Annotated in this window: 24 protein-coding genes; 8 read left to right on the forward strand and 16 right to left on the reverse strand. The window is 62.9% G+C overall.

All coding sequences use genetic code 11. The features are described 5' to 3' along the window. Nucleotides 1–161: 161 nt before the first annotated feature. On the forward strand, nt 162–956 hold the full coding sequence (locus ACK3R5_RS10190; protein WP_411966874.1) for a nitrilase-related carbon-nitrogen hydrolase: 795 nt from the start codon (nt 162–164) through the stop codon (nt 954–956). 61 nt (nt 957–1,017) lie between these two features. Here ACK3R5_RS10190 and ACK3R5_RS10195 read toward each other — a convergent pair whose 3' ends face one another. Then, nucleotides 1,018–1,743 carry a hypothetical protein gene (locus tag ACK3R5_RS10195; RefSeq protein WP_411963947.1) on the reverse strand — a complete coding sequence of 242 codons (726 nt, stop codon included), beginning with the start codon at nt 1,741–1,743 and terminating at the stop codon, nt 1,018–1,020. Nucleotides 1,744–1,934: 191 nt separating this feature from the next. Here ACK3R5_RS10195 and ACK3R5_RS10200 point away from each other — a divergent pair, with 191 nt between their 5' ends. Next, a complete protein-coding gene (locus ACK3R5_RS10200) occupies nt 1,935–3,047 on the forward strand; it encodes a pyridoxal-phosphate-dependent aminotransferase family protein (RefSeq protein ID WP_411963948.1) in 1,113 nt (370 codons plus the stop codon). A 64-nt stretch (nt 3,048–3,111) separates the two neighbouring features. Here the strand turns inward: ACK3R5_RS10200 and ACK3R5_RS10205 are convergent, their stop codons facing one another. After that, nucleotides 3,112–5,130 (reverse strand): alpha/beta hydrolase family protein, encoded by a 2,019-nt coding sequence (locus ACK3R5_RS10205; RefSeq protein WP_411966875.1) that lies wholly within the window; start codon nt 5,128–5,130, stop codon nt 3,112–3,114. A 128-nt stretch (nt 5,131–5,258) separates the two neighbouring features. On the opposite strand from ACK3R5_RS10205, the gene ACK3R5_RS10210 reads away from it, so the two are divergent. Next, nucleotides 5,259–5,681, forward strand: a complete 423-nt coding sequence (locus ACK3R5_RS10210; RefSeq protein ID WP_411963950.1) for an OsmC family protein — start codon at nt 5,259–5,261, stop codon at nt 5,679–5,681. Between the two features lie 9 nt (nt 5,682–5,690). On the opposite strand, the gene pdhA is transcribed toward ACK3R5_RS10210, so the two are convergent. Next, entirely contained in the window at nt 5,691–6,806 is a 1,116-nt protein-coding gene (pdhA, locus tag ACK3R5_RS10215; RefSeq protein ID WP_411966876.1) for a pyruvate dehydrogenase (acetyl-transferring) E1 component subunit alpha, read from the reverse strand. Nucleotides 6,807–6,894: 88 nt separating this feature from the next. Next, nucleotides 6,895–7,161, reverse strand: coding sequence for a hypothetical protein (locus ACK3R5_RS10220; protein ID WP_411963952.1), 267 nt, complete (start codon nt 7,159–7,161; stop codon nt 6,895–6,897). Between the two features lie 201 nt (nt 7,162–7,362). On the opposite strand from ACK3R5_RS10220, the gene ACK3R5_RS10225 reads away from it, so the two are divergent. Beyond that, entirely contained in the window at nt 7,363–7,773 is a 411-nt protein-coding gene (locus ACK3R5_RS10225; protein WP_411966877.1) for a cyclic nucleotide-binding/CBS domain-containing protein, read from the forward strand. 30 nt (nt 7,774–7,803) lie between these two features. Here the strand turns inward: ACK3R5_RS10225 and ACK3R5_RS10230 are convergent, their stop codons facing one another. The 3 genes from ACK3R5_RS10230 to ACK3R5_RS10240 all read right to left on the reverse strand — a co-directional run bounded on the left by ACK3R5_RS10230 (nt 7,804) and on the right by ACK3R5_RS10240 (nt 10,170). After that, the gene (locus tag ACK3R5_RS10230) at nt 7,804–8,589 is read right to left on the reverse strand and encodes a 2-oxo acid dehydrogenase subunit E2 (RefSeq protein WP_411966878.1); all 786 of its coding nucleotides are present in this window, start codon (nt 8,587–8,589) and stop codon (nt 7,804–7,806) included. A gap of 151 nt (nt 8,590–8,740) precedes the next feature. Beyond that, entirely contained in the window at nt 8,741–9,535 is a 795-nt protein-coding gene (locus ACK3R5_RS10235) for a helix-turn-helix transcriptional regulator (RefSeq protein ID WP_411966879.1), read from the reverse strand. A gap of 194 nt (nt 9,536–9,729) precedes the next feature. Then, nucleotides 9,730–10,170, reverse strand: coding sequence for a YybH family protein (locus ACK3R5_RS10240; protein ID WP_411963956.1), 441 nt, complete (start codon nt 10,168–10,170; stop codon nt 9,730–9,732). Between the two features lie 458 nt (nt 10,171–10,628). Between ACK3R5_RS10240 and ACK3R5_RS10245 the strand changes: the two genes are divergently transcribed. Then, complete coding sequence (locus ACK3R5_RS10245; RefSeq protein WP_411966880.1) at nt 10,629–11,501, forward strand: universal stress protein; 873 nt, start codon at nt 10,629–10,631, stop codon at nt 11,499–11,501. Then, nucleotides 11,498–12,703, forward strand: coding sequence for an anion permease (locus ACK3R5_RS10250; RefSeq protein ID WP_411966881.1), 1,206 nt, complete (start codon nt 11,498–11,500; stop codon nt 12,701–12,703). Before ACK3R5_RS10245 ends, ACK3R5_RS10250 begins: the two co-directional genes overlap by 4 nt. On the opposite strand, the gene ACK3R5_RS10255 is transcribed toward ACK3R5_RS10250, so the two are convergent. From ACK3R5_RS10255 to ACK3R5_RS10275, 5 genes are all read right to left on the reverse strand, one after another. After that, a complete protein-coding gene (locus tag ACK3R5_RS10255) occupies nt 12,704–13,135 on the reverse strand; it encodes a universal stress protein (protein ID WP_411963959.1) in 432 nt (143 codons plus the stop codon). It lies immediately after the preceding gene. A gap of 48 nt (nt 13,136–13,183) precedes the next feature. Then, complete coding sequence (locus tag ACK3R5_RS10260) at nt 13,184–13,468, reverse strand: hypothetical protein (RefSeq protein WP_411966882.1); 285 nt, start codon at nt 13,466–13,468, stop codon at nt 13,184–13,186. Between the two features lie 181 nt (nt 13,469–13,649). Then, complete coding sequence (locus tag ACK3R5_RS10265) at nt 13,650–14,684, reverse strand: hypothetical protein (protein ID WP_411966883.1); 1,035 nt, start codon at nt 14,682–14,684, stop codon at nt 13,650–13,652. 181 nt (nt 14,685–14,865) lie between these two features. Next, nucleotides 14,866–16,551 (reverse strand): NAD-binding protein, encoded by a 1,686-nt coding sequence (locus ACK3R5_RS10270; protein ID WP_411966884.1) that lies wholly within the window; start codon nt 16,549–16,551, stop codon nt 14,866–14,868. Nucleotides 16,552–16,993: 442 nt separating this feature from the next. Further along, nucleotides 16,994–18,385, reverse strand: coding sequence for an NAD(P)/FAD-dependent oxidoreductase (locus tag ACK3R5_RS10275; protein WP_411966885.1), 1,392 nt, complete (start codon nt 18,383–18,385; stop codon nt 16,994–16,996). Nucleotides 18,386–18,550: 165 nt separating this feature from the next. On the opposite strand from ACK3R5_RS10275, the gene ACK3R5_RS10280 reads away from it, so the two are divergent. Then, nucleotides 18,551–18,778: a hypothetical protein gene (locus ACK3R5_RS10280; protein ID WP_411963964.1), complete on the forward strand. Its 228-nt coding sequence runs from the start codon at nt 18,551–18,553 to the stop codon at nt 18,776–18,778. 41 nt (nt 18,779–18,819) lie between these two features. Here ACK3R5_RS10280 and ACK3R5_RS10285 read toward each other — a convergent pair whose 3' ends face one another. Beyond that, nucleotides 18,820–20,100: an MFS transporter gene (locus tag ACK3R5_RS10285; protein WP_411966886.1), complete on the reverse strand. Its 1,281-nt coding sequence runs from the start codon at nt 20,098–20,100 to the stop codon at nt 18,820–18,822. A gap of 160 nt (nt 20,101–20,260) precedes the next feature. Between ACK3R5_RS10285 and ACK3R5_RS10290 the strand changes: the two genes are divergently transcribed. Then, nucleotides 20,261–21,220, forward strand: a complete 960-nt coding sequence (locus ACK3R5_RS10290; RefSeq protein WP_411966887.1) for a D-2-hydroxyacid dehydrogenase — start codon at nt 20,261–20,263, stop codon at nt 21,218–21,220. Nucleotides 21,221–21,244: 24 nt separating this feature from the next. Here the strand turns inward: ACK3R5_RS10290 and ilvD are convergent, their stop codons facing one another. The 3 genes from ilvD to ACK3R5_RS10305 all read right to left on the reverse strand — a co-directional run bounded on the left by ilvD (nt 21,245) and on the right by ACK3R5_RS10305 (nt 24,665). Beyond that, nucleotides 21,245–22,999: a dihydroxy-acid dehydratase gene (gene ilvD, locus ACK3R5_RS10295; protein WP_411966888.1), complete on the reverse strand. Its 1,755-nt coding sequence runs from the start codon at nt 22,997–22,999 to the stop codon at nt 21,245–21,247. Nucleotides 23,000–23,151: 152 nt separating this feature from the next. Next, the gene (locus tag ACK3R5_RS10300; RefSeq protein WP_411966889.1) at nt 23,152–23,805 is read right to left on the reverse strand and encodes a molybdenum cofactor biosynthesis protein B; all 654 of its coding nucleotides are present in this window, start codon (nt 23,803–23,805) and stop codon (nt 23,152–23,154) included. Between the two features lie 44 nt (nt 23,806–23,849). After that, nucleotides 23,850–24,665, reverse strand: coding sequence for a helix-turn-helix transcriptional regulator (locus tag ACK3R5_RS10305; RefSeq protein WP_411966890.1), 816 nt, complete (start codon nt 24,663–24,665; stop codon nt 23,850–23,852). Nucleotides 24,666–24,755: the final 90 nt, after the last annotated feature.

The following is a 24,755-nucleotide window of genomic DNA, read 5'->3' on the forward strand; positions in this document are numbered from 1 at the left end:
CCCGCCCGTCTCGGGAAACGCCACTATTTTTCGAGCTGTCTCGGCCGTCTCGCTGCGACTGGGGTGCTCGAAAACCTATAACACACCGAAGAAACGTCTACTGTCATGGACCATCGAACCGGGTGCAGTCGCAGATGACGTTCGACATCGGACTTTGCCAGATGACGTTCGACCCGACGGAGACGATTACCGACCTCACGGAACGAATGACCGACGCCGTCCGACAGGCAGGCCCTGCGGACCTCTACGTCATGCCGGAACTCGTGGGCGCGGGCCCCAGGTACGACCCGAGCGTCCCCGCGGTGGACAGACCACTTCCCGAAGACGCTATCGAGCACCTCCACGGTCACCTCACAGAACTCGCAACCGAGCGGGACGCAGTCGTCGTCGGCGGCAGTTATCTGAAAGCGGTGTCGGCGGAGACACTCGTCAATCGATGCCCGATTGCGACTCCTGACGGCGTCGTGACCTACGACAAACGAAACCCCATCCCCGAGGAACGAGACGAAGGGATACGGGCGGGCGACGGCGACCCACCGCTGGTCACGCACCACGGCGTCACCGTCGCGCCGTTGATATGCTACGACGTCGAGTTCCCCGAACTGGTCCGGTCTGTCGTGGACCGCGGCGCGGAGGTACTGGCGGTTCCGTCGTGGACGTCGTCGACAGCAGGTGTCGAACGTGTCCGTCGCTGTGCGGCCGCCCGCGCCGTCGAAAACCAGTGTTTCGTCGCGATGGTTCCGCTCGTCACAGAGACGGACGCAGAACCCAACGGAACGGGCCGGAGCGCCGTCTTCGCCCCCTGCGACGACGTCTGTGGGGCCGGTGGGACTCGACTCACCCTCCCGCTCGACCAACCACTCTCGGCGACGTGTCCAGTCGACGTCGAAACGCTTCGTCGGTCACGGACGGACGCCAGTGTCAGGCCCTACAGTGACTACCGACGAGAGAACTGACGAGGCGGCCACGGCGCTCGTCGTTCGATACTGACCGAAAAAATTCGTGGTCCGGCCGAGTTCACGCGGGTGAGCGCTCGGACCGGGACTGTACGACAGGCGCCAGTCGCATCAGTGCGACTCCGAACCAGAGCGTCCAGAGCGACATCACGATGGCGGACACCACCCAGACGATTCCACCGATGGCGATTCCGAGCCACATCCCCATCGCAAATCCGAGGAAGGCGGTGATACCTGCGAGTGCGGCTATCCACGCCGCCCACGTCGGTGTCGCTCGCGCCTCGCTTCTCGCTTCGTTGCCGGCGATGACGGCGACTGCGAGTGCGAGGAACCCGAACCCCGTCGCCATCCCTTCGGCGAACAGTTCCCACGCCTCGAACATCTCCGTACTCCCGGCCGTCGCCGCGTCGACGACGACGGTGGCCTCTGCGACGGCAGTGGTGAGCGTCCAGAGCGCACCGAGTGTCACGACACCCCACGCGAGCATCGTCCACCACTGCCGGGTAAGCCGTGAGTGCGCCCCTAGTGCGACGATACCAGCGATTGCAAAGAGCGAGAGCGCTCCCGCGGCGGCCCAGTGAACCGCGACCCAACGCGGTCCAGCGTCGGCGATGAGCGCCATCTGTTGGCTCAAGTCGCTGGCCGGTGGCGGATGAAAGGCGAAACTCACCACGGCGAGTATCGACCCGACTGCGAGCGACGCCCCGACGACTCGCAAACTCGTGTCGACGCCCGCCATCCACCGGGCGTCCATCCCTGTTTCGTTCCGTTCCGTTACTGTTGACATGGTCACTCCACCATTGCGCGCTCGTTTCGACGTCTCGACGCTCGCCTCGTTTCTCACCACGAGCGCTAGGTGGAGATAGCTGGCCAGTGGTGATATACGTTAACACTTTGCACGGGTGAGTGAGACCGCCACTACTGAATCAAAAGTACCATGCCACCCGACGACACAGTGGACCGTATCAGGTGGTATCTGTGACCAAGAAACGCGAGTACAAGGACGACTACCCCGAGAAGACGCTGTACATCCCCGGCCCAACCAAAGTCCGCGACGACGTCATCCAGGAGATGGCCCAACCTATGTTCGGCCACCGGATGGACCGGATGACCGACCTCTATACGACCATCGTCGAGGACACGAAGACGTTCCTCGGCACCGACAACGACGTCATCATCCTCACCGGGTCGGGCACGGAGTTCTGGGAGTCGTCGACGCTCAACCTCGTCGACGAGAACATCCTCGTGCCGACGTGCGGGAGTTTCAGCGAACGCCACGCCAACGTCGCAGAGCGACTGGGCAAGAACGTCGATAGACTCGAATACGAGTGGGGACAGGCGATAAAGCCCGAAGACATCCGCGAGACGCTGGAGTCCAGCGACAAGCACTACGACGTGGTGGCGACGGTGATGAACGAGAGTTCGACTGGCGTCCGCAACCCAATCGAAGAGATTGGTGACGTGATTGCCGAGTATCCGGACACCTACTTCGTCGTCGACGCCGTCTCCTCGTTGGGTGGCGACTACGTCGATATCGACGAACACAACATCGACGTCATCTTCGCGTCGTCGCAGAAGGCGTTCGCGATGCCGCCGGGACTCGCGATTTGTGTCGTCAGTGACGACGCGTACGAACGTGAAGTCGAGAAGGACACCGCCTCGTGGTACGGCGGGTTCCAGCGCTGTATCGACTACTACGACCGGAAGGGCCAGACACACTCCACGCCGGCGATTCCAATCATGCTGGCCTACCGCAAGCAGATGAAGTACATGCTCGAAGAGGGCCACGAGGCGCGTGACCAGCGTCACCGCGAGATGGCAGAGTACACCCGCGAGTGGGCGTACGAGCACTTCGATATGTTCCCCGAGGAGGGCTACGAATCGCAGACGGTGAGTTGTATCGAGAACACGCAGGGGATAGACGTGGCCCAGACCATCGCAGACGTCTCCGAAAAGTACGACATGGCCTTCTCGAACGGCTATGGGTCGGCGCTCGGCGAGAAGACGTTCCGCATCGGCCACATGGGCGAACACGACGTCGAGTCCATCAAAGCGCTGACCGACGCTATCGAAGACGTCGCAGGGTTGTAATCGAACCGTCGGTCACCAAGCTGTAATCGGACAGTCGACCACCGACCTGTAACCGAACCGTCGGTCACCGACTCGATTCTTTCTCGACTGTCACGCCTCGCTGGTCGAGCGCCGCGGTGAGTTGTGGTACGTCGTACGTACCGACCACGTCGAAGACAGTGAGTTGCGGACGAAACGGGACGTCGCTCCTCGTCGACCGTTCGACGAAACTGGGTCCCAACCCGCGGAGGACGACGCGGTCTACGGTCCCCGTCTCGGCCACGGCAGCGTACAGCGCGTGATACGCACCGATACCCTCACCGACGAACGAAACGCGGTCCGACTCGGTCTCCGAGCGGAGGAATTCCACCGCGCGGAGGACGTCGAACACGCGCATCCCGAGGAGCGACGACTCCATGTGCATCGCGTCGTACGCGAGTTTGAACTCGGTTCCGTAGATGTCGTCGTAGTCTTCGACCCACGGGTGAATCGGAATCGCGCGGTTCCGGACCGCACCGACGCCCCGTGGGTCGAAGACGAAAACCGTGCCGTACTCGTGGGCGAGTGCGACGACGTCTTCGTCTCGTGCCGGGAGTTCCTCCGTCCCGTCTTCGTACAGAACCACCGCGGGTGACTCGGTGGTCGTCTCGGGGGCCGTCACCAGCACACCCGTCACGACGATGTCTGGGTGTCGCTCGGTCTTGAACCAGACGCGCTCGACGGCGACATTCTCGTCTGAACCCTCGCCACCTTCGACGAATCGCGGGTGGAGCGCACAACCATCACGGGCGATTCCAAGGTCCTCTGCGAGCGACTGCCGAAAGTCGTCGGTGTTGGCGTCGGCGTCGGTGTTGGCGTCGCCTCTGTCGATGTCGGGAGATACCGTCGCCGGGTCGGGTGTGGTCTCCTCGACGAACTCTCGGACTAGGTCACCGATAGTCCGTTCGGACGAGAAAGACGCGAGCACGCTTCCTTCGGGTGTCGCGTGCAGTTCTGACTCGTCCAGTGTCTGGATGTCGTCGTGGGGTTCGTACTCGCGGTCCGCCAGTTGGTCACAGAGGAAGTCGAACACGCCGTCCCGGAGTTCGTACACCGAGCAGTGTGTGGTGTCTGCGACCGTGAGCGTCACTCGGTCGGCGGCGTCGTAGAGGCCGTAGACGTGTCGCACACGCTGGGCCACCTCGTGGACGCCTTCGATGGGAAAGTACTGGTCGGAAGCGGCCGCGCCGATACAGACCGGTTTCGGCGCGTGCGCGATGAGAAAGTCGTCGTAATCGATTCCTCGCGTGATTGCCCCGTAGACGAGTTGTTCGGCGTCGATTCGGTTGCCCGTCTGCAACCACTCGCGTCGGTCCGTGACGGAACAGCACGGTGCGATGACGTCGATTCGGTCGTCCACGAGGGCGAGATACATCGTTTGAACGCCGCCGCCGGAGGCACCGGTCACACCGATTCGCCCGTCGTCGACGTCGGCCCGTGTGGTGAGATAGTCGAGTGCGCAGCGGGCGTCGTGAATCACGTACCTCGCGAGGTTCCCACCGGCGTAAAAGCACTTCTGGCCCGCATAACAGTGGGCGAACACGCCGCCACTCTGCGGGAAGGTGGGTTCGCCCGTCTCGGAATCGACGTACTGGACGCGTTCGCCCTGCGAGATGGGGTCGAAGACGAGGACGACGAACCCGTTTCGTGCCAGTTCGATGCACGCCTTCTGGGTCAACTCGTCGGCTTTCGCGGCGTTGGTGTGGCCACAGGGGAAGAGAATTCCCGGATGTGGTCCGTCGTCGTCGGGGACGTAACAGTTAGCAGTGACGTGAAAGTTCGGACGACTCTCGAAGGTGAGCAACTCTATCGAGTACTCGTCGTGCTCGATGCGCCCCGTGACGTCGACCGGTGAGTCTGCCAGTCGTTCGGGTAACCCGCCGAGTTGCGAGAGAAACTGTTCTCGCACCCTCGCCCGACGGGCCTCGAACCGCTCGCGGGACGTGGTCGAGAACTTCAGCGTCCTCGCTTCGGTGAAGTGGCGTTCCGCCCTCGACAGAAAGTACCGCGACAACTGGTCTGCAACGTCGAAATAGCCGTTCACCGCGTCGTCGAACCCCTCCATCGATACGTCGGAAGTCTGGCCTCTCGCCAATAACTATGTCGCCGAGAAGACAGTACCGACCGAACCGGACTCTCACGCGACGACAATCGGCCTGCAGTTTTTGTGTGGTCACTCCCAACCGCAATTGTATGAGCGACACAACTCTCTCGGCGTACGAACTCACCGGAACCCGAATCAGTCCCAAGCGGATGGAGATAGACACCGGCGACGCGAGTTTCGTCGTCGGGCGCGACGTCAACCCAGTCGAGTATTTCCTCGGGTCGATTCTCGGATGTCTCAACTCGACGACGACGATGGTCGCTCGCGACATGGACGTCGATATCGACGAACTCGAAGTCCGCGTCGAAGGCGGCGTGAACTACGCGAGATACCGAGGCGAGGAAAGCGACGACAGACCCGGCCTGCAGGGCGTCGACGTGACGATTTCGGTGCAATCTGACGCTGACGACGCGGAACTCGAAGCGTTACTCACTGCCGTCGAAGAGCGGTGTCCCGTCACCGACAACGTGGAAAACGAGACGGAAATCGACGTTCGTCTGGACGTACAGTAAGACGCGGCACTACTCTCGCAGGAACGATTCGTCACCGAATCTCTCGCGGACTCGCTGGAACTCCTCGTGTTCGGCACGAATCTCCGGCGTCTGGGTCTCGAAGGCGTATTCGAACATCGTGTCCGGGTCTGGTTCGAACGACTCCATTCGGTCGACTGCGTCCGCGAGCACCTCGGTTATCTCGTCGTCTATCGCCTCGATTCGCTCGTCGTCGAGTCGTCCAGTCTCACGGAGGAACGTCTCGAACCGGTCGAGTGGGTCTTTCTCTCGCCACTCCTCGACTTCGGCGTCGTCACGGTAGACAGACGGGTCGTCCGCCGTCGTGTGGGCACCGTACCGGTACTGGACCGCTTCGAGGAGTGTCGGGCGGGGCGTGTCGCTCGACGTATCGAGTGCTTTCTCACGCGCCGCCTTCGTCACCACGTACATCGCAAGCGGGTCCATCCCGTCTACTTGGACGCCCTCGAATCCGTAGGCGTCGGCTTTCTGTGCGAACGTCCGACTCGCGGTCTGTTCCGCTCGGGGCGTCGAAATCGCCCACTGGTTGTTGTTACAGACGAACAGCGCGGGAACGTCGTAGACGCCCGCGAAGTTCAGTGCCTCGTGGAAGTCTCCCTCGCTCGTCGCGCCGTCACCGAAGTGAGCAACCGCGACTCGTGATTCCGCTCGGTGTTTCATCGCCATCGCGATGCCGGTGACGTGTGGCAGGTGGTCCGCGATACTGATGTTCAGCGGGAAGACGTTCCTGTCTGCGAGTGCCTCGTGGCCTTTCTCGTGGCCTGCCCAGTAGAGGAGATACTCCCACGGGAACCCACGAGCGACGACAGCACCGTGTTCGCGGTACTGATACGCGACGACGTCGTCGTCGGAGAGCGCGTACATCGACCCTATCTGTGACCCTTCCTGCCCCGCGAGCGACGCGTAGGTGCCGATTCTCCCCTGTCGCTGGAGGCTTATCATCCGTTCGTCGAAGCGCCGACAGAATCGCATGTCACGGTACATGGCGACGAACGTCTCGTCGTCCAGATTCGGGATGAGGTCCGGCGCGACGACGGTTCCGTCGGCGTCCAACACTCGTACTCTATCGTCCGGTTCACGCGACAACACGTCCCCCAACGAGTCCATTAGTAGCAAGTGATTCGCTCACGGCGGATAAGAAACCCCGCGTCGGTGCGACTGGCAATCGTCGTCGTCTCTCGACGGTGACGTGTTCTTACGACGGTATCTTCTTCTTCAGAATTCGAATGACTTTGTCACCGTTCGGCGTCTCGGCGAGCACCGTCCCGACGCGTTCGACGATATCGTCGCCCGTTGCCCGGTTCTCGTCTCGCGCACAGGCGGGTGTGGGTTCCCGCTCTGTGTCGTCGCAGTCGCCTGACCCTGTGTCGCCTGCGGCGACGACTCCCCCGGTGCCGCCTGCGAACATCGCCACCACGAGTACGCCGACGACGACGAGTCTCACCGATACGTTTCGAATCATATCGACCGTGTCACTGGGAGACAATATCAACACTTTGTACGTCTATCTGCCAGAACAGTCCGGGTTCCAGAACAAAACGGGGACTTCTTCGTCCGATTCCCGAATCGAAACGGCATCGATGTCAGGTCGGAGTACACCGAACGTCTGCTGAATAGACAGGTTGCCGACAGTTATTAACGATTCTTCAACGTCTATGTGTCCATGAAACAGGCGAGACCCCCCGTCGAACGACTCATGACGTCCGGCGTCCTCACTGTCGCCGCCGACACGACAGTCGTGGATGCCGCCGCGAGGATGCTGGCCGAGGGAGTCGGGTCGCTCGTCGTCGTCGACGAGCGTGACGAGTCGATTGGGATGTTCACGAATACCGACCTCGCGGAGTTCGTCTCCGAAGGAGAGTTCGAAGCTGACGCGACGGTGGCGGCGTACATGACGAAGGACGTCGTTACTATCGGCGTCCAGAGTTCGCTCACCGAAGCGGCCGCCAAGATGATTCGACACGACGTTCACCACCTCCCAGTCGTCGGCGACGGCGACAGCATCGTCGGAATGCTCTCGACGATGGACCTGACGACGCACTACTCGTACACGACTGGCAGCGACATGGTGTAACGCCCACGTCGACGACAGGCGGACCACTCCTTAGGCGTCTGTCTCGATGCCGTGTGCTCCTTCGACGAGTTCTTTCAACCGCTGGACGAACCGCGCTGCCGGCGCACCGTCCACGACGTCGTGGTCGAACGACACCGTGACCGAGAGATACTCCCGGGGGACGATTTCACCGTCTACGATGCCGGGTTTGCGGGCGATACCACCCACCGTGAGTTGGAGCGGGTAGGCCGTCGGACTGACTGCCCATCCACCGCCGGTGCCGAACATCCCGACAGACGTCACGGAAACCGTGCCCGCGAGGCGTCTCCACCGACGTGGTGATACCTGTGGAAGTCGCCAAATCGACCGTCGAATCGGTCCGGGGAGTCGGAGTGCGAGGCGTTCCACCCGAGAGAGTCGCCCTTCGCTGGGACTGTCCTGTGCGGCCCGAATCTCGTCGTGAATCGACGCGAGTGACCGACGGTTCGCGGAGCGGACGACGTGCGGGACGCCGATAGGGCCTGCTTCTCGGTGCTTTTCGATCAGCACGCTCACGTCGACGTCCTCGAACTGGACGAGTCGCCCTCGCCAGTCGCGGTACAGGTGCACGTGTGGGTGGTCCTCGATGGCCTGTGCCAGACAGAACACGAGAAACGCCGTGAACGACAGGTCCTCACCCGTCGCCGCTTCTCGGTCACGGATACGGCGTCTGGCCTCGGTCACGTCGAACTCGACGAGTCCGTGGACGACACTCCGCCGTCCTGCGACCCGCATGTAATCCACAGTGCCCTGTCGTTCTCGCGGAAACGGTCCCACTCGTACCCTCTCGTCGGCCATGCTTCCACTACGCCGACAGGAACGATACGTCTTCGTCTCGCTTTGCTGCCCAGCGTGAGAACTGAATCTTCGAACGAGTCACCGAAGCGATGCGAGTCGCCGAAGCGATTGTGCCGATTCCAAATAGCCGTGGCCATCACACGACCGATGTCTACTCCCGGCGGAGCATCGAGCGGTCTACGGTGGTCCCGTTTTCACGGCACCCTTCGAACAGGTCGATGGCCCACTCGCGGACGACGTCGTTCTCACAAATCAAGCCGCCTTTGAGCACTCCCTTTTCGTCGGTGAGATTGATTCCCACTTTGCCATCGACGATTGCGACTGACATCGGTATCTCCTCGCAGACGGTAAAGCGGACGTTCGGTTGGTCGAGCATCTCGCTGAACTGTCGAGAGGCTATCGAGTGTTCCAAGACGACGTCCAGAACCGCGGGTGAGATGACGAAGTCGACGTGCGCATCCCCGTGGACCGTCAACTCCCACTGGTTTTCGACCATGTCGGGCGAGACACCTCGTGTGACGCCACGAATGTTGTCACCAGACGACTGGAACTCACGGACACGTCGGAAAAAGCCAGTCACGTCAGTCTCCTCGACGAGGAGGATTTCTGCATCGCGGAGGTGCTGGGCGTCGAACGTTATCTGCTCCGACGGTAACCACTGCATCGGTTCACGCAGGCGTCGTTCGGCCTCCAGTTCGCCCACAAGCCGTGTGAACTCCTCGTAAATCCACTCACCAAGCGGCGTCGCTTCGAACTCCTGTCCCACACTCGTTATCCAGTTGCGCTCTTCTAACCCTCGAAGGACGCGTGTAATCGTCGCACCCGACGCGTCGACTTGGTCGCGTATCTCGGCGCGACTTTTGGGTCCCTCGACGATTGTCTCGAAAATCGCCACTCGATTCGCCGAATTCGCGAGAAACGCGATATCTTCGAATGGCGTGTCCATCACTGACATAGTCGTGTCTGTGGGTAGATAATTCTAATTGCCCGGTAGCGCGTCCGTCGAGGAGAAATTCCACCCGTTTGATGTTTTGGACGATGCGGTGCAGTTCGTGGTTCGAAACCGGCCGACTGCCGTTTCGACCCCACTCGATTACGGTCGTTCGCTCGTGTCATCTCTGGAACGGTGCAGTGGTTGGGTCACTCGCCGCCACCGAGACGCTGGACGATTTCGATGAACTCCTCGGCGATGTCGCTGTGGTGGTGGACGATGTTCCACTCGCCGTCTTCGAGTTGATACACGTTGGTCGCCCGGTAGGCCCCTTCGATTGACTCCGTTCCCAGCGACATGGTCACGTTCTCGGTGACGAGTTCGTACGCCGCGTCCCCGACGACGCGGATGTACCGGTCACTGGGTCGGACTTCCCCGCCGGCGGCCATGTCGGCAACCGCTTGCCACGGACCCTTTACCTCGTCCCACCCAACTTCTCGGCCACCAATCGGGTGCATGGTCGACACGTAGTCGTTGTGTGGCCAGAGGTCCAACATCGGTTTCGCGTCTCCGTTCGCCATCTGGGTCAATGCGTCGTAGAACCGGTCCGAAACCGCTCCAACCTCGTCTTCTGTCTGTTTGATTGCCATTGAAAGCTCTCGACTAAGTAACGCTCGCCAAGGAGATAAAGTGTCACCTTATTTATCATATAGATTCGTCAATGTCGAAAAGAACGTCGTAGAGCTGACGACGTTCGCCAGCTTCGGACTCGACGACTGTTCAACTCTGTGTCAAGATTGGCGTGTCGGCCGGACCACTAGCGACCGACAACCTGCGAATAGACGTCAGAAGTGTTGGACTGGCCTCCCTAGTTCACCCGTGGCACGAGTCAGAGTCGTACCGTCTACTGAACGGGAACGTCGTCTGTGGTCTCGTTCTGGGCGTCTCGTACACCCGTGCCCTCGGCGGGCCAGCACTCGACCACGTAGTGAGCGTTGTCTGGCCGCCCCCGTTCGGGCGTCGTCTTCGCCCAGAGACGAATCTCGTCGCCGCGATTCACACCGTGACAGCGCGAACGCTTTTGCCTCGACGGGGAGAAGCCCGCTTGATGCATCACCCGAGGTCGGACAGTCCCGTACTTGTCGGAATCGAGAGTTTGGATAACGTCCAGCAGTTGGTTCGTACCGCCGGTGACCTCGCTGACCTCGGGGCGGGAGCGGTGCGGCTCGTGACCGTCGCAGTGAAGGAGTCAGACTCCCCGTTCAGAGTGTTCAGCGACGAGACCATCGTCCGCGAGTTCGCAGACAGTAGCCACGAACTGCTCGACAGGGTGACCACACCGGAGGGCGTCGACATCGAACGCGACGTGCTCGTCGCCCGGTCAGCCGCGAAAGGCCTGCTCGCGGCAGTCAAGGAGACTGACCCAGCGGCGCTCGTCGTCGGTTGGCGGGCGCACGAACGGCGAACGGACGCCGTCTTCGGGACGACAGTCGACGCGCTCGTCGAGCGGGCACCCTGTGACTTGTACGTCGAGCGAGTCGGCCACGAGGCGAACGGCGTCGACTCCGTCCTCTTCCCAGTCGCGGGTGGCCCGCACGTCGACACTGCTGCTCGGGCGGCGGTAGCCATCGCTGCCCGGAACGACGCCCGCGTACTCGTGTTTTCGGTCGGGACAGCCAGCGACACCGCGACATTCGTCGCCGAGGGTCGCAAAGCGCTGGCCGACGTGGACGGCCCCGAAGTGCCGGTCGAGACGAAGGTTCGGGAGAGCGACGACGTGACCGACGCCGTCGTCGACGAAGCGGCCGCTCACGACGTGGTCGTGATGGGGGCAACCCGGAAGGGGTCCCTCCGACGGAAACTCGTCGGGTCGGTCCCCCGGCGGGTCGTCGAACGGACCGACCGGACGGTAATCCTCGCTCGGAACGGCGACGTGGTCGGTGGCCCCCTCCACGGCCTCGGGCGATTACTCCGACGATGACAGGAGTCGTGTTCTGGGTCCTCGTCGGGCTCGCGACTGTCACCAGCTTCGCCACGGCGTGGGCGCTCGGTGCGAACAGTAACTCGCCGCCGTTCGCCCCGGCAATCGGCGCGAACGCCGTCTCGACGATGCGCGCCGCCTTCCTCATCGGTATCCTCGCCGCACTGGGTGCTCTCACGCAAGGTGGGAGTATCTCCGAAACCGTCGGGTCGGGGCTCATCGACGGTGTCGCGTTCACGTCGTTGGCGGCGACCACCGGACTCCTGACCGCCACCGCCTTCATGGCGTTCGGTGTCTACACCGGCTACCCGGTTCCGGCCGCATTTGCGACCACGGGTGCGATGGTCGGTGTCGGGTTGTCGCTCGGTGGCGACCCGGCGTTCGAAACGTACCAGCGCATCGCGACGTTTTGGGTGCTCGTCCCACCCGTCTCCGGCGGGCTCGCGTACCTCACGGCCAAGTTGTTGCGTCGCGACGATATCCCAGAGACGGTTGCGATTCCCTTGCTGGCGAGTATCGTCGGCGGCATCGTCGCGAACATCCAGTTGAGTATCATCCCTTCACCGACCGGCGCGGCACAGGAGTCAGTCGCCGGGTTCGTCTCGGGTTCCATACCGGCCCTGACCGTCGCAGGCGTCGACGTCGCCACCGTCGTCGTGACGCTGCTCTTCGCCGCCGTGAGCTTCCAACTCATCCGACGACGAACGCAGGTGTCCGTCGACAAGGGGGTCAAGACGTTCCTCATCGTGCTCGGAAGCGTCGTCGCGTTCTCCAGCGGCGGAAGCCAGGTGGGACTGGCGACAGGGCCGCTGGAGAACCTCTACCGGGCCGAATTGGGGCTGCCGGCCATCGGACTCCTGGCCCTCGGTGCGACCGGTATCCTCAGCGGAGCGTGGATGGGCGCACCACGGCTGCTCCAGGCGACGTCCCGCGAGTACGCACAGCTCGGCATCCGACGCTCCATCGCCGCGCTCGTCCCCGGATTCGTCATCGCACAACTCGCCATCGCGCTCGGCATCCCAATCTCGTTCAACAACATCATCATCTCCGGTGTGATTGGTGGCGGGCTTGCCGGTGGCTCAGCGAGCATCTCGCGTCGGAAAATCGGCTTCACCGTGGGGTTTTGGTTCCTCACGCTCGGGATGTCTATCGTGATTGGCTTCGGGCTCTACCGGCTCTTCGCCACGCTGCTCGGGGCGTAATCACTTGATGACCGTCACCGGCACGGGTGCCTCCCCGACGACGGCCGAAGCGACAGTCCCGAGGAGACGACGGGTGAGCGCGTTTCGGTCACCCCCGTGTCCGCCCATGACGATGTGGTCGATTTCGTGGTCGTCGACGTACGCGAGGATGGCCTCCGCTGGGTCGCCTGCTTCGACTGCGGTGTCGACGCTCTGGCCCGTCTCCTCGACCCGTCGTTTCGCGTCTGCGACCAGGTTTTCGGCCCGTTCGTGAGCGGCTTCCTCCCGTGAATCGCCGACCCCGATGACACCCCCTTCGCTCATCGTGCTATCGAGTGGCGTCACCACGTTCAACACCGTCACCGGACAGTCGAACGTGGCGAGCGCGTGTGCCAGCGCGTCGTCTGCGAGCGGCGACCCGTCCAGTGGGACGAGGACGTGAGATGGTTCCATACGCACACTCCGGGGCCGAGACACAAGTATGCCGACGGTGACTCGCGCCTAACGCGTGGTGCCGATTCGAACAATCCCCCGAACGAGGGTTGGGGTCCCTCCGATAGCAGCGACGAGAACCAGCAACCCTGCGGCACCGGTGACCGGTCCGCCGGGCGCGAGCGAAAGCAGCGTCAGCACGACGAGTATTACACCGAGTGCGACGAGCGAGGCGAAGACGACGAGAACACTGGTGCGGACCTGAGCACTGCGTCTCCGAACCTCCGGCGTGAATCGGCGCGTGTGGGTGTACGGGTCGCCAACAGCGAGTTCTGATTTCGTTGGTGTGCTCATCTCTATCAGTTCGTTCGTCGCCGTGGCAGATATATGTAATCTGCAAAACATTACTGTCGGGTGGTTCACCGAACCCTGTTGCAGTCCGTCGGCTGACAGCTCGTGACGATACTTCCGGACTGCTCCACAAATAGACAGGGAGACGATGCATTCTCTGAGCCCGGGGCGAAGTCGTTCACGCTCACCGGTCTGAGACGACTTCGTAGTCGGTGACTGACAGCGACGCGCCACGATACACCGAGGGGTTGCCACCGTAGTGGCCGAATGGTTCGGTCGAGTCGTACGTCGTCTCCAAGCCGAGTCGGAGGACGTCCCCTTCGAAGGGGAGTCGAACCCGGATGGTGAGTGGGTCGTCGCTCGTGACGTCGGCGTCGGACTCGAGGACGTACGAGGCCGTCTCACGCCTTCGGTCTACCAGGTCGACGCCGCGCTCGAAGAAGAACGAAACGACCGGTGGGCGGTCGTACAGGAACCGTTCGAGAGAGAAGATACGCCAGTAGCGGCAGTTCCGGCACTCGTACAAGAGCCAGATGGGGCGGACCATGAGACATCGTTCACAGACGTCGTCCTCCAGTGGTTCGTGGTCTGGGCAGACGACGACGGACTCGTCGACTTCGCCCGCACACTCGGGGCACACTCCCTCCATCATCGGGGCCGTCTTCGCGTCATACCAGGTGAGTCCAGCCTGAAGCACCTCGTTTGCCTCCCGATTTTGCAGTCCAGCAGGGGGGAACCCGAAACTCGCCAGAATACCGTCGGGCCATCGGTCACTCGTGGTGTGTCCGGGGCAGTTCGGACAGAGAAGGTACAGATGGTCGTCGTCGTAGCGGAGGATAGTGACTGTTCCACAGTAACTACACGGGACGCCTGTCTCGAGGGCGTCGACGTTCACCGGGTCGGTGAGAGAACCAGCCAGCACAGCCCTGATAACGTGTAACCCCGCGTTCGTCAGCCGATACCCCTCCTCAGTCTGTCTGACGAAGTGGTCGTTGAGCTGTGAGAGGTGGTAGTTGAAGTTACCGCTGTCGCGAACGTCGACTGCAGCGCGAATATCGCTAAACGAGAGTGCCTCGCGGTTGTACGGGTCCGACTCTGGAGACCACAACTCCCACATCGATTCGAGGATTGCGACGCGGGTTTCGTTTCCCAAGAGTGAGAAGAGTTCTCTGGGTGTCACCCCCGGTACGTCGTGCTCCTCGTCTTTTGAATGCTCCATGTTAACATAACGCTCGAACACACCATAGGTCCGTCGGGCGTGAACGCCGTCGCTCGAACTGGTTCCTGCACACCGACTTACGAACGACGAGGTGCGACTCGCAGTCGCGGGCGATTTGCACACCGCGAGGGGCCGACTCGGTAGCGAGGACAGCGACATCGCCCCCGCCAACCACGGTGACTCACCTAGCGAGGTCAGTTGGGGAGACGTCGAACCGTTTGAGGAACTTCTGTACTGCTTCGTCACCCCCGACGATGGTGAGTCGTTCGTCACCGGTAAATCGCCACTGTGGGTCAACGTCCATCGTTTGGCCGTCGCCGTCCTCGATAGCGATGACGCGACAACCGGTCTGCTCGTAGATACGAGAGTTTGCGAGTGTCGCTCCGGCGAACTCCGAGGCAGGCACTCGAACGAGGCGAATCTGACTCGCCGGGGCGAGGACGTCTTCGCCCCGAAGCTCTTTTGCGACCATCCGCGCGCTCACCCTCGGGACCGAGAGGACGTAATCTGCACCGGCGGTAAACGCCTTCTGTGTGGTCTCTGCATCCCCAACGCGGACGAGTATCTCTATCTCCGACGAGAGTGACTGTGCCAGCGCAGTCGTCAAGAGGGCAGTCGAGTCGTCGGGGACGCCGATGATGATGGCCCCAGCGTTCTCTGCACCTGCTGCGAGCAACGCCTCTTTGGACCCCCCGTCACCGACGACGTCTACGCCGTCTCGTGCTTCGACGTCGATACCCACGACTTCACCACCGGACTTCTCGATAACCGACCTGGCGGCCTGCCCGACTTCACCCAGGCCGACGAGGATGAAGCGCTCGTGTTCGGTGAACGAGCGAGGTGGCCGGGTGAACTCGTTTAGCTCTTCGAGTGCGGTTTCCTCACCGGACACCAGCAGGACGGTGTTTGGACGGACGACGGCGTCCGGGCTGGGTGGTAACTGTAGCTCGCCGTCGAACCACGCACCGACGATGTTGGCCCCGGTTCGCTCTCTGACGTTGGTGTCCCGGATTCTACGGCCGACGAGTTCGCTCGACTCGGAGACGGGAAGTTCCATCAGCTTCGTCTTTCCGCCGATTTCGATGGTGTCTCGCAGCTCAGAACTGAACGAAGCGACGGCTTTCTCTGCGAGACGGTGTCCAAGGACAGCGTGCGGTGACAACACGGTGTCCGCACCGACGGTCCGCAGTATCGACTCCATATCGCTGTCGTCGGTCAGCGCGATGACGTCGACGTCTGGGCGGAGCGTCCGCACGGTGAGTATGGTGTTGACGTTCGCGTTGCCAGCGTCGGTAATCACCGCTCGCGCAGTGTTGATGCTGGCCCGCTCGAACGTCGCTGCTGCTTGCGGAGAGCCGTGAATGGCGGCGTAGCCACGGTTCGAGAGCGACTCGGCGTCCTCCCGTGAGGACGAAATGAGCACGTAATCGATGCCAAGTTCCCTGAGTTCGTCCAGGAGAATCGCAGAGTCTCGGCGGTACTCACAGATGATGACGTGGTCGGACTTCGGGCTGAGTCGGTCGTCGAGATTGACCTCTGCGCCGGTAAACAGCGGGATGATGATGAGACGGAGCGTGAAGAAGCCGATTGCGATGCCGGAAATCTGAATCAGGGCGACGAACAGGAACATCAGCGGGTGACTCCAGATATCCGAGTCTTGACCGTACCCCGTGGTGGTCATCGTCTGGACGACGAACTCGAACGAGGCGAAAATCGACTGGTTGACGCCTTCGAGTCGCGCCAACGCGTAGTTGTATGCCACTACGTAGACGATAATGAGTGACACGAGTCCGATGAGGTAGTAGATGACGTGTCGCATTCGGCGGCTTGGACCGAACCGCCGAATCGACTCGGAGAGTGGAGACATGTTGGAACACGCATAGTAGTGCGGAAACCGACAAAATAGTACGTACTCGTTACCGTTTGGTAGATTGGAGCGAATCGAGACTCGTTCAGGCAGTTGTTACCGTTCGGTTCCTCTCCGGAAGTACGACGTGATGCCTCTCTTCGGGTGGTGTAAAGTGTCGCCCAGAACACTAACGGCCGGTATCATCCCGAGGCGGCGTGCCGCGTCAACCGGGAAACCCTCGTGCCAGGCGGTCCGTCTTTCGGGCGCGGACGTTCCGAAGTACGCCGGCGTCTGCCGGCCAGTAGGTGTCGCGTACCCGGGTTCGCCGTTCTGTCATCGCTCCCGAAGTGGGAGAACTCGGACGGGGACTTGAGGTACGCAAGCGAGTCTAGTTCGTCAGGGGTAAAACGAGTTCCGACCGCGCGGTGGGAGTCGAATCGACGAAAAAGCCGCCAGTGGCTTACAGCGTGTACTCGGATTCCGTAATCTGGACGTACTTGCCGTTGCGGTACTTGAGTTTCGTCTTCTTGTACTTCGTGGCGAGTTTGGCGGCACTGAACCCTGCCGAGAGTTTGGCCCGGTCGAACGACTTGTAGCCACCCTCCTCTGCGAGCAGTTTCCGTGCCGCTTTGAACGTCTTGTCCCAGTCTTTCGGTCCGTAGTCGTGGACGATTTCGGCCATGGCGACGTTGCGGAGGATTTCGTCGCCGATGGCGTCTTTCCATCGCGTGTTGTACTCGCTCAGGTCGCCTTCGGCGGCGAGTTCGCCCGCGATACCGCCGGTTCGGACGGCGACGTGGTCACCACCTTCGTGGAACGCCGACGTCGTTCCCATCGCACCACCGGCGACGACGATACCCGCCTCGACGGGCGAGTCGATTGGTCGCGTCGACGAGATGGCGTACGTCTCGGTGCCTTTGGTCTTTCCTCGGTCTTCGACGAGCGGGAAGTCCTCCTCGATGTCGTACTCGTCGCCGTACTCCTGTTCGAGAAGGCGGCGGATGTACTCACGCCCCTGTGGGATACGTTCGTCCTCGGGGCGAAGGAGTTTGTAGTCCTCCCGGTCTTTCACCTCGTCGATGTCGAGTCCGATGGGCATGGTGAGTCCGACCCGGCAGACGTTGTTGTCGTTCGGGAAAATCCACGGATAGGCCGTGTGGCCGGGCATGTACCCCCACCAGAATTTGATTGCGCCGTCGACTTCGTCGAACAGTTCCGGCGGGAACTCACGGTGTTCCTGATAGGCGATGTGGTTGGCCTTCGGCGCGGCGAGTCGGTCGGTGATGTCGAACGAGAGGTATCTGTCGAGCACCTTGTTCGTGACCGTCCGCTGTGGCCCGTCGGCGAGGACGAGGAAGTCGGCACCGACGTTCTCGCCGTTCGCCAACTGGACGACGTGTCGCGGGTCGTCGGCGCTCCCGCTCGCATCGAGGTCCGTCTCGACGTCACGAACCGACGCTTTCACTCGGTACTCTGCGCCGGCGTCCTCCGCGCGACTCCGCATCCAGTCGTCGAACTTCGCGCGGTGGAAGGTGTAGCCGAACTCGTCGTACGACGACTCGATACCCGTACTCCGCATCGTCAGCGTCTCGCTCGGCCCGATGAACTCTGCCCGGTCGAGGATGTCGAGGACGACGCCGTCCGGCATCTCGTCGGGGTCGATGCCCATGATATCCACCCAGTAGTCGAGGATGCCAGCCGCGTCCGTCGAATCTGGACCGAGACCCTGCCGGTCCGCTCGGGGGACGCCTTTCTCTAAGACCACGGCGGTGGCACCGGCCGAGGCGGCAGCGTGTGCTGCCGCCGTTCCGGCCGGACCGCCACCGACGATGGCGACGTCTACGCGTTCCATACCGCTACAGACTTCGCTTAAGTATTAAACCTCCTGAACCGGCGTGGGGTCGCCCACCGGGAGTGGACCACGCGCGACGAAACCCGCAAGCGGCGTCGCTCTGAGTACCGCCTCTGATAACTGGGTGCGGAGATTTATCAGAAAGTCCGAGTGATTTCATCCCGGATGACCGCTGACGAGTCGGGCGACGACCGAGCGCCCGTAGTGTTCAGAGACGAAACTGGCGACCTCGTCTTCGTCGACGGCGGCCCCGCACCGCAGGGATACGCGCCCGTCGCGTGGAGACTCGGTGAGGACGGGTCCAGATTCGTCGTCGACCCGACCGTAGACGCCGTGGCCGTCACGAGAACTATCTCGAAGTACCGCGGGACCGAGTACGAACGCGTCGGCTAACCTCGATATTCGCGAAGACAGACCCGGACCCTGACACCCGTTCAATCGTCGCCGGCAGCGACGGTGACCGGGTCGTTCACGTCGAAACTCTCGACGAGTGCGACGCCGACCAGCGCCGTTGCCGCGACGGCGAGTACGCTCGCGACTGCGAACGCCGCACCGGTTCCGAGCAGCGACGCGATACCACCGACGAGCGTCGGGCCGAGAACCCCGCCGACACCTTTGGCCGTCGAGCGCAACCCCATCAGTTCTGACTCTCGGGCGTCGGGAGCGACGTCGCCGATGAACGCGAGTGACCCCGTCGTCATCGCCGAAAACGACGCTGCGAGGAGGACGAACCCACCGGCAGCGACGACCAGTCGGCCGTCGAGCGTCGTCGGGAGACTCGCCCCCGCGGCGACGACGGCGAAACCTGCGCTCCCCGCCATCCCCATCGTGATGAGCAGTTTCCTGCCGAACGCGTCGGCGGCGCGGCCGAAGACGTACATGAATCCGACCTGTCCACCGGAGTTGAGCGCGAGGAGCAACCCCATCTGGAATTCGGAGACACCGAGTTGCTGCGGGAGGTACACCGGCATCAACGCGAGGACGCCGAGGACGGTTGCGTTTCGCATCGCGAGGGCGACGTACAGCCACCGCAAGCCGTTCGTCTGGAGGTGCGCCCGGTCTTCGGCGGCAGGAAGTATCCGGGAACGGACTTCGGTGAGGACGTCTCGAACCGGCGTGTTCGAGCCAGTCCCGACTCGCTCGCCCGTGGCCGCGTCTGACCCAGCAAGCCGAGTGACGGCGAGCGTCGAGACGAGCGACGTGACGACGACGAGGACGTAGAGCGTCGTCGGGAGGTAGGAACCGACGACGTAGCCGACGAGGAGTTGCCCGCCAGTGAAGCCAGCAGAACGGGCACTGTTGAAGAAGCCGAGTTCGCGCCCGCGTTTGTCGTTGCCGCCGGCCGAACTCGCGAGCGCGAGCATCACCGGTGAGAACCCGGCGGCGAAGGCCGAATAGAGGCCGCGAAGGCCGATGGCGCTCCACGGACCCGGGTCGAACACGACGAGTGGGACGGCGGCGAGCGTGGCACCGCCACCGGTGGCGACGAGCACTGCCCGCCGCCGGCCGGTGACGTCCGCGACAGCACCCCAGAACGGCGCGAAGAGCATCAGACCGAACCAGTACGCCGTCTGGACCATCCCGACGGCGAAGTTCGACCCGCCGGAGGCGCCGATGTAGTACGCCAGACCGGTGCCCATCAGGATGCCACTCCCGAAGCGTGTCGTCGCCGCGAGTGCGACGGTGAGGCGTGTCCTGAGGGAGGGCGTGGTCACACCGGCGGCTACATCCTGACCGTACTTACGATTGCGGATTGCGGCCGCCTCGTCCGGCGAGTTAGGCGGGGAACACGCGAGTTGGGCGGGGAACACGCGACTGTCGTCGCGCGACGAGTGATTCGGACAGATTCATCATGCGCTTCGAGAATGCTCGACTATGAGCGACCCCGACATCGCGGTGCTACGTCAGAAGATTCACGGCCTGTCCGCCGAGGAACTCGCCGAAACACTCCGCGAGCACCTCCCCGACAGAGAGATTGCCCTCGCCCGAACCCCCGCAGAGGAGCGTGACCTGCTCTCGCGCGTTCGGGTCGCCGTCGGCCACAGCATCGACGAAGCGGCGCTCGAATCGGCCGCGAACCTCGACCTGTTCGCCTGCGTCTACGCCGGCACGGGCCACCTCCCCATCGACGCGCTGGAGGCACACGACGTCGCCGTCACCAACGCGTCGGGCGTCCACGGCCCCAACATCGCCGAACACGTCCTCGGGAACGTCCTCTATTTCGCCCGCCGATTCCACGTGGCCGAACGCCAGCAGCGAGACGCACACTGGCAGTCGTTCCAGACGCACGAACTGCAAGGCTCGACGGTTACCGTCGTCGGACTCGGCGCGCTCGGAGAGGCCATCGTGGACCGTCTCGACGCGTTCGGCGTCGAGACTATCGGCGTCCGGTACACGCCCGAGAAGGGTGGCCCGACGGACGAAGTCGTCGGACTGGACGACGAAGATGGCATCCACGACGCGTTCGCTCGCTCGGCGTACGTCGTCGTCGCGTGCCCGCTGACCGAGACGACGCGTGGCATCGTCGACGCCGACGCGTTCGCCTCGATGGAACCTGACACCGTCCTCGTCAACGTCGGCCGTGGCCCAGTCGTCGATACCGAGGCACTCGTCTCCGAACTCCGGAGCAACGGCATTCGCGGCGCGGCGCTCGACGTGACCGACCCCGAACCGCTCCCGTCGGACCACGACCTGTGGAACTTCGAGAACGTCCTCGTCACACCACACAACGCCGGTCACACGCCACAGTACTGGGAACGTCTGGCCGACATCGTCGCAGAGAACGTCGAAAAGATGGACGCTGGCGACGACGACTTCCGGAATCGCGTCGTCTGACGGCGGCGAGCGTCGGGCGGGTCGTTACTCGTCGCGCGTCAGTGCGGGATTCGTCACGGCACCGTTGGCCGCCGACCCGAAGTCACGAGCGTACTTCGCCAGCACGCCGGCGGTGTAGTTCGGCGGTTTGGGTTCCCACTCGTCTTTTCGTGCCGCGAGTTCCTCGTCTGAGAGGTCCACCGAGAGTTCGCGGTTCGGGATGTCGACGGTCACTTCGTCGCCGTCTTCGAGGAGAGCGATGGGACCACCGTCTGCCGCTTCGGGAGCGACGTGGCCGACCATCGGGCCGCGCGTCGCACCAGAGAACCGGCCGTCGGTGAGGAGTGCCACGTCGTCTTCGTGACCCTGTCCGACGACGGCGGCGGTGACACCGAGCATCTCGCGCATGCCGGGACCACCGCGTGGCCCCTCGTTGCGGATGGCGATGACGTCACCGGACTCGATGTGGCCTTCCTGCACGTAGCGCATGGCGTCTTCTTCGTTCTCGAAGATACGGGCGGGGCCGGTGTGGTGGAACTTGTCGTCACCGGTCACCTTCAGCACCGCGCCGTCGGGCGCGAGGTTGCCGGTGAGAATCTTGATTGCGCCCTCGGACTGGTAGGGTTCGTCCACGGTGTAGAGGAAGTCCTCGTCTATCTCGTCGTCGTCCGGCAGGTCGAGGTGGTCGAGTTCTTCTTCGATGGTTCGGCCCGTGACGGTCATGGCGTCGCCGTGGAACAGACCGGCGTCGAGGAGACGGCGGATGACGACGGGGACGCCGCCGACTTCGTGCAGGTCGTTCATGACGCGCGTGCCGCCGGGTTGGAGGTTCGCAATCTTCGGCGTGCGACGAGAGATTTCGTCGAACTCCTCGATGTCGAGGTCCACGCCCGCCTCGGCGGCGAGTGCGAGGAGGTGGAGGACGGCGTTGGTCGACCCGCCGATTGCGACCTGTAGGGCGATGGCGTTCTCGAAGGACTTCTTCGAGAGCACGTCCGAGGGACGCAGGTCGTTTTCGACGCACTGGATGGCCGCCTCGCCGGCGCGGCGCGCCACGTCGTAGCGTTCTTTGGATTCGGCGGGTGCCGACGCCGACCCGAGGGGTGCCATCCCGAGCGCTTCCGAGATGGAGGCCATCGTGTTCGCGGTGAACATCCCACCGCAAGAACCTGCACCGGGGCAGGCGTTGCGCTCTAAGTCGTCGAGTTCGTCCGCGCTCATGTCGCCTTCGGCGTAGGTTCCGACGCCCTCGAAGACGTTCTGGACGGTGACTTCACGGCCCTCGTGCTGGCCGGGCATGATGGACCCGCCGTAGAGGAAGACAGAGGGGAGGTCGGTGCGGATGGAGGCCATCATCATCCCGGGGAGGTTCTTGTCACACCCGGCGACGGTGACGAGGGCGTCCATGCGCTCGCCGAACGAGACGAGTTCGACGGAGTCGGCGATGACTTCGCGCGAGATGAGCGACGCCTTCATCCCCTCCGTCCCCATCGAGATGGCGTCGGAGATGGTGACGGTGCCGAACTCGATGGGCATTCCGCCGGCCGATTCGATGCCCTCGATGGCCGCGTCGGCGACGTCGTCGAGGTGGACGTTACAGGGGGTGATGTCCGCAGCGGGGTTCGGGACGCCGACCATCGGTGACGAGAGGTCGTCGTCGTCGAATCCCATCGCGCGGAACATCGCTCGGTGCGGGGCCTTGTCGGGGCCCTCTGTGACCTCCGAACTGCGGAGGTTCGGGTCCTTACCGCTAGAGAACACGTCGTCTGCGTCCTCTTCGCGTGGGGACTGCTGGCTCATACCTGACCGCAACGTGTGCGCGAACTTAAATGGGTGCGACTGGGCAGACGTTGCAGTCGGGTTGGGAATTCCCCGAACGCGTTCGGGTGACTGAATCGAGCGTTACGTTCGTAGGCCACCGTTCGTAATCTCCACGGGTCTGACCGGTCCCCTCACGACGAGTCGCGCCGTGCGAGACCCGTGAGGTGCGGTGCCTCGGCGACGACGAGTTCCGACACGCCGAGGCGGGCGGCGTTCTCGCTGCCCGGCAGGCAGAACGTCGGCGTCTCGTCGACGATGCCCGCCGTCGCACGCGTTCCGACGACGCGCGTCCCGATTTCGTCGTACGAGAGACGGCGGAACAACTCGCCGAACCCGGGAAGCGTCTTCTCGAAGAGTTGACCGGCCGCTTCGACGGTCTGGTCGTCGGGTGTGACACCCGTCCCACCAGTCGTGATAGTCGCGTCTACGTCGCCCCGGTCACCCATCCGGGCGAGCGCTGACTGTATCTCGTCGAAGTCGTCGGCGACGACCCGGCGGACGGACACCGAGTGGCCTGCGTCGTGGAGAATCTCCTCGATGGCGTCGCCCGAGGGGTCGTCTTCGACCGTTCGGGTCGACGAGACGGTGAGGACTGCGAACCCGAGTTCGGAGACGTCGTGGGCGTGGTGGTCGTGGGTGTGGCCGTCGTCGTCGTGGGTGTGGCCGTCGTCGTCGTGGGTGTGGCCGTCGTCGTCGTGGGTGTGGCCGTCGTCGCTCTCGTGACCGTGGCTATGGTCGCCGTCCCTGTGCTCGCGGTGGCCGTGGGTGTCGTCGTGGTCGCTCACGCCGGTGGCTTCGTCGTCGGGCGATAAAGTTCCCCGGTCGGTCGTCAGGTGGTTTCGTCGGGATAGTCTTCGAGAATAGATTCGAGCGTCAACACGTTCGATTCTGATTGAAGCGACTCGAACGACTCGACCACCCACGAGATGGCCTCCTCGTTGTCGTTGGTGGCGACTCCGCCGACTCCAGTGTCGGTGTAGACGACGATGCCTGCCTCGCCGTCAGTCGCCCAGAGGCCAAATCCGAACGGGATGTCACCACGGTAGACGTTCACCTCGTCTTTCTGGATATTTTCGATGATGACCGCACGTGACCGGGGTGATTCGAGCAGTTTCTCGGTGAGTTTGTCCCCAACGAGCATCTCGACGGCGGTGCCGCCTGCTGTCGCCGCGTCGTAGAACGCTTCGAGTTGCCCTTCGATGGCGACGGGCGCGATACCGTACAACACCTCGCTGTTCTGAATACTCGTGAACAGTTGCTCGATGACTGCGTCCGGGATGTCTGGACTCGACGTGAACACGTCGGCACCGACGAAAAACACCGGGTCGATTGGGGCGTCCGACGGGAGCATCGACAGGAGTCCCTGTGCGTTCGTCAGCCCTCGAACCGTCCGTTTGTATCGGCCGAACGCGTCGAGCGAACACTGCCCCGAGAGCGTCAATTCGTAGCCACGCTCGGACTGGCGTGCGACGCCGGTGTTGACGAACGTTCGAAGCACCCGGTCGACAGTCGACCGAGACGTGTCGAGTTCGTCGGCCAACGTGCGCTTGTCGTGAGGCCCATCGGCGAGCGCCTCGAAGAAGTCCGCCCGCTCTACGAGGAGACTCACCAACTCCTCACCGTCACCCATGCTGTTTCGAGTCATCGGCTAGTTGCACCCGTCGTAGACTGCGACTCGGCAAGCATCTCGAACCCGGATTCTCCATCGCCCAGTGGTAGTTTCGTCTATCATATC

The organism is Haloferax sp. YSSS75 (assembly GCF_046764215.1).
In the GTDB taxonomy this organism is placed as follows: Archaea; Halobacteriota; Halobacteria; order Halobacteriales; family Haloferacaceae; genus Haloferax.

Bases quoted from the DNA above. Each gene is read 5' to 3' on its own strand.
- ACK3R5_RS10190 (WP_411966874.1), top strand. From the start codon at position 162: ATGACGTTCGACCCGACGGAGACGATTACCGACCTCACGGAACGAATG.
- ACK3R5_RS10195 (WP_411963947.1), bottom strand. From the start codon at position 1,743: ATGTCAACAGTAACGGAACGGAACGAAACAGGGATGGACGCCCGGTGG.
- ACK3R5_RS10205 (WP_411966875.1), bottom strand. From the start codon at position 5,130: ATGGAGGGGTTCGACGACGCGGTGAACGGCTATTTCGACGTTGCAGAC.
- ACK3R5_RS10210 (WP_411963950.1), top strand. From the start codon at position 5,259: ATGAGCGACACAACTCTCTCGGCGTACGAACTCACCGGAACCCGAATC.
- pdhA (WP_411966876.1), bottom strand. From the start codon at position 6,806: ATGGACTCGTTGGGGGACGTGTTGTCGCGTGAACCGGACGATAGAGTA.
- ACK3R5_RS10220 (WP_411963952.1), bottom strand. From the start codon at position 7,161: ATGATTCGAAACGTATCGGTGAGACTCGTCGTCGTCGGCGTACTCGTG.
- ACK3R5_RS10225 (WP_411966877.1), top strand. From the start codon at position 7,363: ATGAAACAGGCGAGACCCCCCGTCGAACGACTCATGACGTCCGGCGTC.
- ACK3R5_RS10230 (WP_411966878.1), bottom strand. From the start codon at position 8,589: ATGGCCGACGAGAGGGTACGAGTGGGACCGTTTCCGCGAGAACGACAG.
- ACK3R5_RS10235 (WP_411966879.1), bottom strand. From the start codon at position 9,535: ATGGACACGCCATTCGAAGATATCGCGTTTCTCGCGAATTCGGCGAAT.
- ACK3R5_RS10240 (WP_411963956.1), bottom strand. From the start codon at position 10,170: ATGGCAATCAAACAGACAGAAGACGAGGTTGGAGCGGTTTCGGACCGG.
- ACK3R5_RS10245 (WP_411966880.1), top strand. From the start codon at position 10,629: ATGCATCACCCGAGGTCGGACAGTCCCGTACTTGTCGGAATCGAGAGT.
- ACK3R5_RS10250 (WP_411966881.1), top strand. From the start codon at position 11,498: ATGACAGGAGTCGTGTTCTGGGTCCTCGTCGGGCTCGCGACTGTCACC.
- ACK3R5_RS10255 (WP_411963959.1), bottom strand. From the start codon at position 13,135: ATGGAACCATCTCACGTCCTCGTCCCACTGGACGGGTCGCCGCTCGCA.
- ACK3R5_RS10260 (WP_411966882.1), bottom strand. From the start codon at position 13,468: ATGAGCACACCAACGAAATCAGAACTCGCTGTTGGCGACCCGTACACC.
- ACK3R5_RS10265 (WP_411966883.1), bottom strand. From the start codon at position 14,684: ATGGAGCATTCAAAAGACGAGGAGCACGACGTACCGGGGGTGACACCC.
- ACK3R5_RS10270 (WP_411966884.1), bottom strand. From the start codon at position 16,551: ATGTCTCCACTCTCCGAGTCGATTCGGCGGTTCGGTCCAAGCCGCCGA.
- ACK3R5_RS10275 (WP_411966885.1), bottom strand. From the start codon at position 18,385: ATGGAACGCGTAGACGTCGCCATCGTCGGTGGCGGTCCGGCCGGAACG.
- ACK3R5_RS10280 (WP_411963964.1), top strand. From the start codon at position 18,551: ATGACCGCTGACGAGTCGGGCGACGACCGAGCGCCCGTAGTGTTCAGA.
- ACK3R5_RS10290 (WP_411966887.1), top strand. From the start codon at position 20,261: ATGAGCGACCCCGACATCGCGGTGCTACGTCAGAAGATTCACGGCCTG.
- ilvD (WP_411966888.1), bottom strand. From the start codon at position 22,999: ATGAGCCAGCAGTCCCCACGCGAAGAGGACGCAGACGACGTGTTCTCT.
- ACK3R5_RS10305 (WP_411966890.1), bottom strand. From the start codon at position 24,665: ATGACTCGAAACAGCATGGGTGACGGTGAGGAGTTGGTGAGTCTCCTC.